At 36.5% G+C, this 12,801-nt stretch carries 8 protein-coding genes, 1 tRNA gene and 1 pseudogene; 4 read left to right on the top strand and 6 right to left on the bottom strand.

All coding sequences use genetic code 11. The annotated features are described in order from the left end of the window. Window positions 1-53: 53 nt before the first annotated feature. Window positions 54-620, bottom strand: coding sequence for a TetR/AcrR family transcriptional regulator (locus QLG01_RS01430; RefSeq protein ID WP_282495665.1), 567 nt, complete (start codon window positions 618-620; stop codon window positions 54-56). Between the two features lie 677 nt (window positions 621-1,297). Here QLG01_RS01430 and QLG01_RS01425 point away from each other — a divergent pair. From QLG01_RS01425 to QLG01_RS01415, 3 genes are all read left to right on the top strand, one after another. After that, window positions 1,298-1,564: a hypothetical protein gene (locus tag QLG01_RS01425; protein WP_282495664.1), complete on the top strand. Its 267-nt coding sequence runs from the start codon at window positions 1,298-1,300 to the stop codon at window positions 1,562-1,564. Between the two features lie 366 nt (window positions 1,565-1,930). Further along, on the top strand, window positions 1,931-3,019 hold the full coding sequence (locus QLG01_RS01420) for a YjgN family protein (protein WP_282495663.1): 1,089 nt from the start codon (window positions 1,931-1,933) through the stop codon (window positions 3,017-3,019). A 20-nt stretch (window positions 3,020-3,039) separates the two neighbouring features. After that, window positions 3,040-4,131, top strand: coding sequence for a M48 family metallopeptidase (locus QLG01_RS01415; protein WP_282495662.1), 1,092 nt, complete (start codon window positions 3,040-3,042; stop codon window positions 4,129-4,131). 154 nt (window positions 4,132-4,285) lie between these two features. On the opposite strand, the pseudogene QLG01_RS01410 reads toward QLG01_RS01415, so the two are convergent. The 4 genes and pseudogenes from QLG01_RS01410 to QLG01_RS01395 form a co-directional block, all read right to left on the bottom strand. Continuing rightward, window positions 4,286-4,583 (bottom strand): annotated as a pseudogene (locus QLG01_RS01410) (hypothetical protein). A 382-nt stretch (window positions 4,584-4,965) separates the two neighbouring features. Continuing rightward, the gene (locus QLG01_RS01405; protein ID WP_282495661.1) at window positions 4,966-6,714 is read right to left on the bottom strand and encodes an FAD-dependent monooxygenase; all 1,749 of its coding nucleotides are present in this window, start codon (window positions 6,712-6,714) and stop codon (window positions 4,966-4,968) included. Window positions 6,715-7,500: 786 nt separating this feature from the next. Next, window positions 7,501-7,590, bottom strand: a tRNA-Ser gene (locus tag QLG01_RS01400). Window positions 7,591-7,675: 85 nt separating this feature from the next. Next, window positions 7,676-9,706, bottom strand: coding sequence for an NADPH-dependent 2,4-dienoyl-CoA reductase (locus tag QLG01_RS01395; protein ID WP_111856122.1), 2,031 nt, complete (start codon window positions 9,704-9,706; stop codon window positions 7,676-7,678). A gap of 264 nt (window positions 9,707-9,970) precedes the next feature. On the opposite strand from QLG01_RS01395, the gene argG reads away from it, so the two are divergent. Continuing rightward, window positions 9,971-11,329 carry an argininosuccinate synthase gene (gene argG / locus QLG01_RS01390; protein WP_282495660.1) on the top strand — a complete coding sequence of 453 codons (1,359 nt, stop codon included), beginning with the start codon at window positions 9,971-9,973 and terminating at the stop codon, window positions 11,327-11,329. Between the two features lie 63 nt (window positions 11,330-11,392). Here argG and QLG01_RS01385 read toward each other — a convergent pair whose 3' ends face one another. After that, a complete protein-coding gene (locus tag QLG01_RS01385; RefSeq protein WP_005303451.1) occupies window positions 11,393-12,655 on the bottom strand; it encodes a diguanylate cyclase in 1,263 nt (420 codons plus the stop codon). Window positions 12,656-12,801: the final 146 nt, after the last annotated feature.

Raw genomic sequence — 12,801 nt, 5'->3', positions numbered from 1 at the left:
GATTTATAGGTAATATCCTTAATCCAAGTAATCTATTCATTTTGCCATATAAGTTATTCATTCATACTAGGCAAACAGTTTAAAAAATAATCCAACAACTTCTCTCTTTCATCTGGCTTGTTTGGATCTAAAAGCTGAACCATTGCCCCATCAATCACAAACAAGAACATATGGGCATCAGGTTTTGAAGCATTTGCATGGGTTGCTAAAAGCAAATTATAGATTTCATTAATGAACCAGTTTCGATAATCAACGACTACCTGATATGCCTTGGGATGTGTTTTTGCAATCTCAAAAATAGCTTTAAATGGCAAATGATAAAGCCCTTCTAAATCGGCATGTAAAAAGTAAATTTTGCGAAGCTTCTCAAGCAGCGTTAAGTCTTTTTGAACATGAATGATTGAAAGCACTTCTTGTTTAAGACCATCTTTTTGGAAAGTCAGGCTCATTTCAATTAGCCTTTCTTTTGAGTGAAAGTAATTATAAAAAGTGGCTTTGGGAACTTTTGCTGACTCAATAATTCGGTCAACCCCGACATTGTGAAAGCCATAGTTGTTAAACAGATATCTGGAAGTGTGAAGCACACTTAAAGCACGAGATGGGAGATCTGAATGTGGCATAGTTTTACCGTTATAAAATAAATTCTTGTTGTATATAAATGAGATAAAAATGCCGCTGCCTTTTTGGGAGAAAAAAGGCATAGTAAAGCCCATAAAGACTGTGCTTGGCACATCTCAAGTTTTATTGTTGATTAAGTTTTAAGTGATAAAGATTTAAAGTCCGAAAAGCCTAGTGACTTTCAAACTGCTCTAAAAGTTTAAGTTGTGTCGTTATAGCTTTTGGCAAAGGCTGCCAAGAAATAATGAATGTGCAAAGCCAACTCCTTTTTATTGGGAGTTCTGCCAAAACATTAAAATTATGGTGGCAGAACGAAAGGGGGTTCGCAGACTGGAAACAAAGGAACCAGCACACCCGAAGGTGTCCCCCTTCCGCCCTACCGTAGAGAAAAAGGGGGCGAACGAGTTCCCGACACACAAAACAAGAGTTTTGCATATCGACTTTGTTTTCCCGGTCTGCGACAACCGACTGGCAATGTGGCCAGCAGGCAAAGGATAGTGCTCTACCCTTTGGCAGTCAAGCACACTAAACGACATTTGCTTTAAAATAGACCATTAAAAAGTAAGGATAAATAATTAAAATTTATTGTTAATTTGGGATTTATAACGAAATTGAAATTTATATAGAGATATTAGTTTCAACAGGTAAAATTAGAATATAAAAAATGGTAAATGATAAAATGAAAATATCTTTATTAGATGTACAAAAAGTATTCAATGATCTATTAAATCATAAAATCAGCCGAGAGGATGCTGAAGAATGGGCAAGAATAAGAATGAATGCACTGGATAACCGAGACTTAATTTTTGATCCTCCGATTAAAGAGGAGCTTCTTTGGAAAGCGGTAATATATTTAAGTGGTGTTGGATTAAAGATATCTCCTGATAAGTACATAGAGGATGACATTGGCATTAAAGAAACATTTAATACTTATTGGAATCAATAAATTTTTGCTAAGAATTTTTTTTAATAGCCTATTTATGAAAGACCGTTTGTATCAGGTATATTCTACTAAGTAGAGTGAATAGCATGAAATGAATGATTCAGAAAAATTTTAGTTTAAATTAGATTTACTACTAAATTTAAAACCTAAAACCACAATAAAGGACCGATATCACTTCAAACCGGATAAGCATGCTTCACGCGATAAGCTTTTACTCAGAACAACTCAATAAGAATATAATGGTAAAAATAGTTGTTTGCTTTTCATTCTATTTCTTTCAATTTATAAAAAATATATAATATTCTCAATAGTTTTCTAATTATCTATTACTTTCAATCAAGATCATTTAGTTTCAATAAAGAGAATAAAATGCAAGAACAAGCTTTACCCTCATCTCCTCAAGATTTGAATGAGGATCAAAATATTACGTCACCACCAATTTCTCAATCAGGAATTTATCATTTTAAGTTTCATGGTAAAGCTTCAGAATATTTTGGAATCTGGATCGTTAATATTCTTTTGACTATTATTACTTTAAGCTTATATGCACCATGGGCTAAAGTTCGTCGCTTACGCTATTTCTATGGCAATACTGAATTTTTTGAACGCCGCTTTGATTTTACTGGCATTCCAACCAAGATTTTGATTGGACGTTTAATTGCATTAGGAATTTACGCAGTATTTGCAATTTCATCACAGTATTCAATAATTGCGACTGTGGTTGGACTAGTTGCACTATATACAGCAGTACCTTGGCTAATTCGCGCTACTTTGCGTTTTACGGCAAGAAATAGTAAGTTCGGCAACACACGTTTTTATTTTGGTGGAACGATAAAAGAATCTTATAAAGTCTTTCTTTTGAGTATATTGGTATATATTTTCACTTTAGGAATCTTTACACCTGTAGCTATTTGGCTATATAAAAAATATTATCTTAACAACTTATATGCTGGACAATTAAATTTTAAATTAAACGCGAAATGGTCTGCCTATATGGCTGCAGTTTATATACCAGTTTTTATTGCAATTGGTATAATTGCTATTTTTTCAATCATTTACTTTGCACTTATCGGAACAATTGCTGGGTTCTCACCGAACGCCTTAATCTTCGGAATATTTATAGTATATGCATTTATTGGATTATTTATTTATCCATTAATTGCTGCACGTCTTTTTATTACGACATGGAACAATACTACAGTTGGAAACAGTCAATTTAAAACAGACTGTAATCAATGGCATTTTGCATGGATTGTAGCTTCAAACTGGATTGTAAAAATCTTAACCATAGGCTTAATGTCTGCTTGGGCTGCGGTTCGTATTCACAAATATCAGATTGAATCGATGAGTTTAATTTTATTAGATGATCCAGATCAAATGATGAATCTCGCTCAGCAAGAACAAAGTGCTTTAGCTGAAGAAATCAGTGATATTTTTGATATTGACATCTCTCTATAATAATCTGAGTTTAATAATTTATGTCCCAAGCAGTAGATATCATTTTCTATGATGGCATAGTGTCTAAACCTCACCGTGCTCAGATTTCAGCTCAATCTAAATCTGAAGTTCTCATTCGGTATGGCGAGCAATTAGAACAACAACGTCATTATCAATATACTGATATGAAATTGATTGGTGCGCTGGGACAGTTACACTCAGTGATTGAATTATCTGATGATGCACGGATTGAATTTCATAGTGCATTACCTGAATGGTTTAATTACACAACTAAAAAGGTTCAACATTCGATCTGGAAATTTGAACGTTCTCCAGCTCTTATTCTTTTTAGTGTAATTTTTGTGATCACTTTCGCGATCAGTCTAGTGAAATGGGGTGTTCCAGCTACATCCCATTATCTTGCTTTTCAATTACCTGAGAATACTTTAAAGAAACTAGGTGATGAAGCCGAGAATTATGTATTAAATAATTGGACTACACCCAGCCAATTAACACAAACTCAAAAAGACCAAATTACTAAACAATATTTGAATACTATTGCTGAAAACAGACCAGCCAAATTAGTCTTCCGTCAAGGCGATCAATTAGGGGCTAATGCTGTAGCGCTACCCAATAATACAATTATCGTCACAGATGAACTGATCAAAATGGCCCATACTAATCAGGAAGTTTTAGGCGTATTAGCCCATGAACAAGGCCATTTGGTTTATCGCCATAGTTTGCAACAAGGGTTAACTAGTTTAGGCCTAAGTATATTATACATTGCAATGACCGGAGATAATTCAGACTTATTTACGTCATTACCTGCGGCTATGATAGGTGCAAATTACTCACGTAAATTTGAGTCCGAAGCCGATTTATATGCTTTACAACTGATGGATAGGAAGCATATAGAAGTCTCTCACTTCGCAAATTTCTTACAACGCTTAAGCGATACAACAGAAGAAGGTATCGATAAAAAAAATCAGTCCAACCCATCAACTTCTCAAGAAGAATCTTCAGCGAATAAACTATCTACAGCTGTGCTTGATACTTTATCCTCTCATCCTGCAACAGAAGAGCGTATTCGAATGGTTCACGATTTTGAGAAAAAACAACATGCTAAAGATTAAATAGTAGAAAACGAGGATTCAGTCCCAAGACACGATGAAATATAAAGTTAAGCTGAAATCTCAATCTGCTTAACTCAATCCAAATTTCCATATGAGTTGCTAAGTACTAAAACTTTTTTAAAGGTACTCAAAATAATTTATAGGCTCACAGAGTCTATCTAGAAAATTTATGGTCTTTAGGAAGTGGAGCATCACATGGTTGATCCGTCTTTACATTGACCATTTTCACAGGCCCATCGTTGTAGATTGTTACCTTACAACCTTTTACGACATATTCTTGTTGAATCCCACCGTACATTTCATCCTCAGAAACAGCAGATGCAACGGCACATATCCTCTTGCCCACCTACAGCTTCTGCTCCAGCAGCTTCCATTACATCTACAGCACTCTCTTGTACTTCAGCATCTACAGCCTGTATTTTTGCTGCATATGTATTTGAAAGATTCATCATAAGAAAAATTGCAAGAAAGAACTTACTACTAGGTTTTATTAAATTCATGAATTATCCATATCTCTTAATTTAAATTTGGTACATAACAGGCGATTTTACTTTACAAGTTAGTGATGCAAAGGGGTTTATATTATAAGGAGCTATTCCGCCTATAATTATACATATAGCAGCAATAGTTGACTCGAAAGAATTCTTCAAACAATGACAAGATATTGACCATTATGAGGATGCGATTAACTACAAAATATAAAATTAAACTGAAATCAAAATCTGCTCAACTCAACCCAAATTTTTATATAGGTTTCTAAGCATTAAAACATTCACATAAAAAAAGCCCCTGCTTTTAACAGAGGCTTTTCGAATTTGGTGAATCGGTGAAATCCTAATTCAAACTAAGTATTGATGACATAGCTTTGTGCAACTCATTGTCCGCCGATTCAATTTTGTTGCTTTGCCAAGCAATATAGCCGTCTGGTCTGATCATGATGCAAGCATTTTCATCATTACCCCAAGAGCGAGACAGTTCTCCATAAGAGTCTTCAACGTCTCTTTTTGGACCTACCTGTATAACGTTAATATCCAAGTTGAGCTGTTTATTCAGGTTGTCTACAGCAAGTTTCCATTTATCGCCTTGTAGCCAACAGAAAAGCGTAAACTTTCCATTTCCGATTAAGTCTAAGGTTGATATTTTTTTATAATTTTTGACTAGCCATATATGAGGAAGTTTATGACCAGAGGTAAATGAGGGATAATAATGAAGATCTTCATCTCTACTAGAATCTATTTTATTTTCAATAGCAGACTCTGCTCCAACAATTGCAGATGAATGATACCTTACGTTAGTTTCTACGCCTAAGGCAGCAAATTCATAAGCTTTATATTCAATTGCAGATCTTAAATCACGGCGTTTAACAGCACCTTTTTCATTACCTTCGCTTAAGGCATTTATGCTTCCCTGCATCGTCTCTGTACTGTACTTTCCATCTAACTCTAAAGCAGAAAATATTGTAGAGAACTCTCTAACACTTTGATTTGCTCGTTTAACAATTCGCTCACCAACAGGTGCTCTTTCTTCATTAAAACTGTCTAATAAACCACTACCGGCTTTGCCATTTAATACAAATGCTAATTTCCAACATAAGTTATAAGCGTCTTGTATAGATGAGTTTGAACCTAATCCATTCGAAGGAGGATGACGATGGACAGCATCGCCAATACAGAAAACTCGACCTTTCGAGTATTGTTCTGCATACATTTCATTTACTGTCCATAACGACTTACTACTTATGTTTATTTCAATGTCGTTATCGCCAATAAGCTGTTTGCAAATTGCAATTGCCTCATCATCGGTAAGAGAGGGTTCTTCTTTTTCAATGTCATACCCCCAAACAATCTGCCATTCATTCCAAGGTCTGACCATACGCAACAACCCTAACCCGATCCCACCAATGTTTGCTCCAGGTTGTATAATCCACCAGAGGTAACCAGGTCGATGTGAAACGTATTTGGTTAAATCAGCTTTAAAAATAATGCTGATACTGCCACTTTTCCCCATTTTACCTGCCATAGGTAAATCTAAATCTTTTACGACTTGGCTACTTGCACCATCAGCTCCGATTAAATACTTACATCGGATTAAATATGTTTGTTTAGTTAATCTGTCTAAAACAGTGACTGTTACGCCGTTCTCATCTTGTACATGAGATAAGTATTCCGTATCAAATCTTGGATGACTCCCTCGTGATGCTGCATTTGAAAGTAAAATAGGTTCAAATAGTTGTTGAGGAAGATCACACTGTTCACAGGGGCTCGCTTTAGCATACTCTGACATTCTTTCTGGATGATTCATTCCATAAGGAAAGCGTCCAATTTCATCACCCGTTAAAGATGTGCAATAAACAACATCTCCCATAACTTCTTTTGGTGCTGCTTTTGCTATTACTTCATCAGATATTCCTAAATCTCGAACAATTTCCATAGTTCTTTGACTGATATAATGAGCACGAGGGCTGTTTGCCAGCCATCTATATTTAGTTATTATGATATTTCTAATTCCATAACTACTTAACATAAGTGCAGCAGAAGAACCAGCTGGACCACTTCCAACAATTAAAACATCAGTTTCTAACATTTTTATCCTATTACTTACATATTTTTGGCAGGTAAATGGCTATTGCGTAAACTTAACAAAAATAACCATTTTGGAGATAATATTGCTTCTAAAAACTCTTTTAGATCATGGAGGTAAAAACTTCACAACATTAAGTATTAAATAAGTCTATAAAAGTTATAAAGCAGATTTTTAATAAAAATTAATATATCTTCATAGTTCAAAATTCTAATAAATAAAGGAAAATTTAGAAACCAAATGATCTAGAGTCTAAAATAAATATAACATTTAGATTTTATTGGTAGCATTGGCAAATCGCTGCATATTTTATAATTCGAAAAAAATAAAATTTAGCTAACTTTTATAATTTTTTTTGCTAATAAATAAAATTTACATTATCAATTTTAAAAATTTCTTCGATACTCATACACTTAAAATCACAAAATCATTAAATAAAACTAAAAAATTTTGCTAAAAATATGATGAATGCAGTTATTTATAATATTAATTTTTTCATAATAAAAAGATTACAAATTATCCGATTATTCATTAATCCATCATTAGCCCTTCTTCTCTTACATTAACTACATATAGATAATTTCATTGTTCAAAATAATCTAGTGAATCACTCATAGGTAGAAGAAGGTTTTCTTTCGATCTTTCTTCTAACAATTACAGATTCATTAAAGAGAACTATTTGCTGAAGAGAGTCATATTCAAGTTTTATATTGACCAATTTATATTTAATCAATATTGAAAATATAGACATAAAAAAAGCCCCTGCTTTTAACAGGGGCTTTTCGAATTTGGCGGAAGCGGTGAGATTCGAACTCACGGAGGACTCACACCCTCGTCGGTTTTCAAGACCGGTGCATTAAACCGCTCTGCCACGCTTCCATGTGCGTAAGAATACAAAGCTTATTCATTTTATTCAAGAAAAATATCATCGCTTTGTGTTCAAGTGCATATTGTTTCATCAATTTTACAATCGAGCAGCTAATTCTGCTCCTTCTTTGATCGCACGCTTCGCATCTAGCTCTGCTGCGAGCTTTGCTCCACCAATAATATGGTAGTTCGCTATAGTCGATTCACCTTCTTTTGGCATTAAGTCTTTTACCGACTCTTGACCTGCACACACTACAACAGTGTCTACGCGTAAAAGCTGGTCTTGACCATTGTGCTCAATCCAAAGCCCTTCATCAGTGACTGCTTTATATTGCACACCACGTAACATACGCACGCCATGCTTTTTAAGCTGTGCGCGGTGTACCCAACCTGAAGTCTTGCCAAGGCCAATACCGAGAGGTGTAGTTTTACGTTGTAGTAAATAAATCTCGCGTATTGCTGGTTCAACCACTGGTGGCTGCATACCACCTTCAGAAACATAATTCGGATCTGGGTCTACACCCCATTCACGTTGCCACTCCGCTAAAGGTTGAGGCTGTGGTTGATGTGGAGGTTTAAGTAAAAACTCAGATACATCAAAACCAATACCGCCTGCACCAATCACTGCTACTTTTTGCCCAACTTCTGCACCTTTTAAAACTTGAGCATAAGAAAGAACTTGTGGCGCATTGCTTCCTTCAATTTTTAATGCGCGAGGGATTACACCTGTTGCAACAATTACTTCATCAAAACCTTCACGTTCAAGCTGCTCGCGATTCACGCGAGTATTTAAACGTACATCCACTCCTGTTTTTTCGAGTTGTACTTTGAAGTAGCGAATCGTTTCGTGGAATTCTTCTTTACCTGGTACAACTTTGGCAAAGTTAAATTGACCACCTACATCTGAAGTTGCTTCAAATAGCGTTACTGCATGGCCACGGCTTGCCGCAACAGTTGCCGCGGACATACCTGCTACACCACCGCCTACAACAGCAATACGTTTAGGTTGCTTAGTTTTTAAATAAACCAGTTCTGTTTCATGGCCTGCACGTGGGTTCACTAAACAAGACACGCGCTTATTTTTAAAAGCATGGTCTAAACAGGCTTGGTTACAAGCAATACAGGTATTAATTTCATCAACACGGTTAGTCGCAGTCTTATTTACCCAAAATGCATCGGCCAATAAAGGGCGTGCCATTTGAACCATATCAGCTTTGCCAGTTGCCAAAATCTCTTCGGCAGTTTCAGGCATGTTAATACGGTTTGACGCAATAATTGGAATAGAAATATGTTGTTTTACATGTGCCGTGTAATCGACAAAAGCGGCTCGAGGCACAGATGTTACAATGGTCGGTACACGCGCTTCATGCCAGCCAATGCCAGTATTTAATAAAGTCACACCTGCCTTTTCTAAAGCTTTTGCAACAGTAACTACTTCTTGCATGGTGTTCCCATCATGCACAAGGTCGAGTAGAGACAAGCGGAAACAAATAATAAACTTCTCACCAACTTTGGCACGAATCGCTTTCACAATCTCGACTGGAAAACGCATCCGGTTTTCAATTTCACCACCCCAACGGTCAGTACGCTGGTTAACGTGGCTACTTAAAAACTGGTTAATTAAATAACCTTCCGAGCCCATAATTTCGACACCGTCATAACCTGCTTTTTTGGCAATGTCAGCGCACTGAGCGTAATCTTCTATTGTGCTGAGAATATTTTTTTCAGAAAGCTGACGCGGTTTAAATGGTGAAATTGGAGATTTAATTGCCGTTGAAGACACAACAAATGGTTGGTAACCATATCGGCCAGCGTGCAAAATCTGCATTAAGATTTTAGAGCCATGTTTATGAACAGCATGGGTTACCAAACGGTGCTGAGGAACATCAAAGAGACTGTTCATGGTTCCACCCGCAGGTGCCAACCATCCCTGACGGTTCGGAGAAATACCACCTGTCACAATCAGGCCAACCCCACCTTTTGCACGCTCTTCAAAATAAGCTGCCAGTTTTGGGTAGTTAAAAAAACGGTCTTCAAGTCCCGTATGCATGGATCCCATCACCACACGGTTTTTAATGGTGGTAAAGCCTAAATGTAATGGTTTTAATAAATTGGCGTAACTTGTCATGCTGCGTCCCAATAATTTTTTGCAACTTGTTGCATAGTACTTTAATACTTTTTTGATAATTTTGGATGACCCAGAATTATTTTTTATTCGAGATTATGGTCAATCTATATATAAAGAAGACAATCCCATATTTTCTTCAAATAATAAATACCAATCAGAACAAGTGAATTAATGATTTTTTTGCCAAAAAAAGCACCATGAATAGTGCTACAATAGCCGCCATTCAGAATTCTCGAGACCACCTCAACGGGGTCTTTTTTATAAATGTTAGGATTAGCAATGACTGATAATGCAACTATCTTGCAGCATGTACCAGTAGGCAAAAAAGTTGGGATTGCCTTCTCCGGAGGCCTAGACACTTCAGCTGCTTTATTATGGATGAAACAAAAGGGTGCAGAGCCTTATGCATATACTGCAAACTTAGGCCAGCCTGATGAAGATGACTACGATGCAATTCCAAAGAAAGCAGAACAATACGGCGCTGTAAAAGCTCGCTTAATTGACTGCCGCTTACAACTTGCGCTTGAAGGTATTGCTGCAATTCAGTGTGGTGCGTTCCATATCAGTACAGGTGGTATTCCTTATTTCAATACGACTCCATTAGGTCGTGCAGTAACAGGTACAATGTTAGTTACTGCAATGAAAGAAGATGACGTAAACATCTGGGGTGACGGTTCAACTTATAAAGGTAACGATATTGAACGTTTCTATCGTTATGGTTTGTTGACCAACCCGAATCTTAAAATTTATAAGCCTTGGTTAGATCAAAACTTCATCGATGAACTCGGTGGTCGTGCAGAAATGTCACAGTTCCTGATCGACAACGGTTTTGACTATAAAATGTCAAAAGAAAAAGCGTATTCAACTGACTCAAACATGTTGGGTGCAACTCACGAAGCAAAAGATCTTGAATACTTAAATGCTGGTATCAAAATCGTTGACCCAATTATGGGCGTTGCTTTCTGGAAAGAAGAAGTTGAAATCAAACCAGAAGAAGTAACTGTACGTTTTGAAGAAGGTGTACCTGTTGCGTTAAACGGTCAAACTTTTAACAATCCAGTTGAGCTTATTCTTGAAGCAAACCGTATTGGTGGTCGTCATGGTTTAGGTATGTCTGACCAAATCGAAAACCGTATTATCGAAGCGAAATCTCGTGGTATTTATGAAGCACCGGGTATGGCTCTTCTTCATATTGCTTACGAGCGTTTGGTTACTGGTATTCATAACGAAGATACAATCGAACAATACCGCATTAACGGTTTACGTTTAGGTCGTTTACTTTACCAAGGTCGTTGGTTCGACTCTCAAGCGCTTATGTTGCGTGAAACGGCTCAGCGTTGGGTTGCTAAAGCTGTTACAGGTGAAGTTACACTTGAACTTCGTCGTGGTAATGACTACACCATCATGAACACTGAATCTCCAAACTTAACGTACGAAGCTGAACGCTTAACAATGGAAAAAGGCGATTCAATGTTCTCGCCTATGGACCGTATTGGTCAGTTGACTATGCGTAACCTCGACATTACCGATACACGTGCAAAACTTGGTATCTATACAGATGCTGGTTTACTTTCAATCGGTCAAGGTTCTGCTATTCCTCAATTAGACAGTAAGAAAAAATAATTTTCTTATAGCGTCAAAAAAAGGCCACCTATTAAGGTGGCCTTTTTATTTTTAATAATTTATTTAGGCAATTTCGGCGACTTGTAAAGGCTGATAATAAATCTGGTTACGCCCAAGCTGCTTAGCCCGATATAAAGCTTGATCGGCAGCATGAATTAAATTTTCCTGTGTGACTTTTAAGCCTTCTGTATAGACAGTAAAACCCAAACTAATCGTTACATGCGTAGAGACCAAAGATGCAGCATGAGGAATCGCTTGGCGCTCAATCGCTTTATAAATATTGGCAGCCACAGCATAAGCACCTTGAGCAGGTGTTTTTGGCAAAAGAACCACAAACTCTTCTCCGCCATATCGGGCAACAAAATCCACATGACGAATCGAATTCTTAATTGCAGAGGCAATAGACGAGATGACCTTGTCCCCCATCTGGTGCCCATAAAAATCGTTATAGTTCTTAAAAAAATCGATATCAATAAATAAAACGGCCAATGGGCGTTGCTCTTGTTTTGCCCGATAGTAAAAAAAGTCGAACATCTCATCGAAAGTACGTCGATTAGAAATTTTAGTGAGTGCATCTTGCTGACTTAAATGAAGCAACTCAGATGCCTCAATACGCAAAATCTTTTCATTAAGCTCAGCAAGCTGATTATTTAAAAAAAGACTTCTTTCTCTAGACGTAAGCATCGTACTAATTGAAAAACCTAAAATACAGCTACCAAACAATGCGCGCCCCAAAGCAATATAGTCACAGTTCGCTTGCAATAAAATCAATGAAGAAAAAACAAAAATTGCTGCTGTTAAACCCACATAAAGCATATGTAGAGGCTTTATACCGCTCAAAATAAAACCGAGCATATATAAAAAAGAAAGTAGCAACATTGACTGATTTTTTAGAGCGATATTTCCTACACTCAGCAGCAACATTGCATTGAAAATAATGGTAAAAAATACAATCCCGCACGCAGCAATATAAAAATATTCAGTGAGTTTTTTAAACTTGGCAAAAACCCAAAATAGCAGTAGCGCACAAGCAATATTAATTGCACTCAGTAAGCAGTAAATAAAGTCCCAAGTAATGTAAGGTACGCCAATCACTAAGTAGTCTGTAGGGAGCGCTAATAAAATAAAAATGAGGTAGGTGAGAACGCCACTTGCTAAAAATTTGGAGATATTTTGTTTAGTTCGTTCAAGATTTAAACACCAGAACTTTTTTTCTAATTGATGAGGCAAAGGTGTATTGGCATAACGATGGGTATGTAAAGTTACCAGATATTCTATTTCTTCTTTTGCTTTGAGTAATTCCTGTACATTTCCCCTATTTACCACTACCCGATTCCTACCTCTTACACATTAACAAAATATAACATTATTTTTTGAGGCCTCTTGCGCTTTATTTTGCCATTTGTCCGTAATTCTCGTTACCATTTTCACACTTTATCGATTATCATTTGTTTTATTTCGAAGTTTGAACT

This window comes from Acinetobacter sp. V89_4 (assembly GCF_029967875.1).
GTDB lineage: Bacteria > Pseudomonadota > Gammaproteobacteria > Pseudomonadales > Moraxellaceae > Acinetobacter > Acinetobacter oleivorans.
The sequence above is the reverse complement of the archived record's forward strand: the minus strand, read 5'-3'. Positions and strand labels throughout refer to the sequence as shown.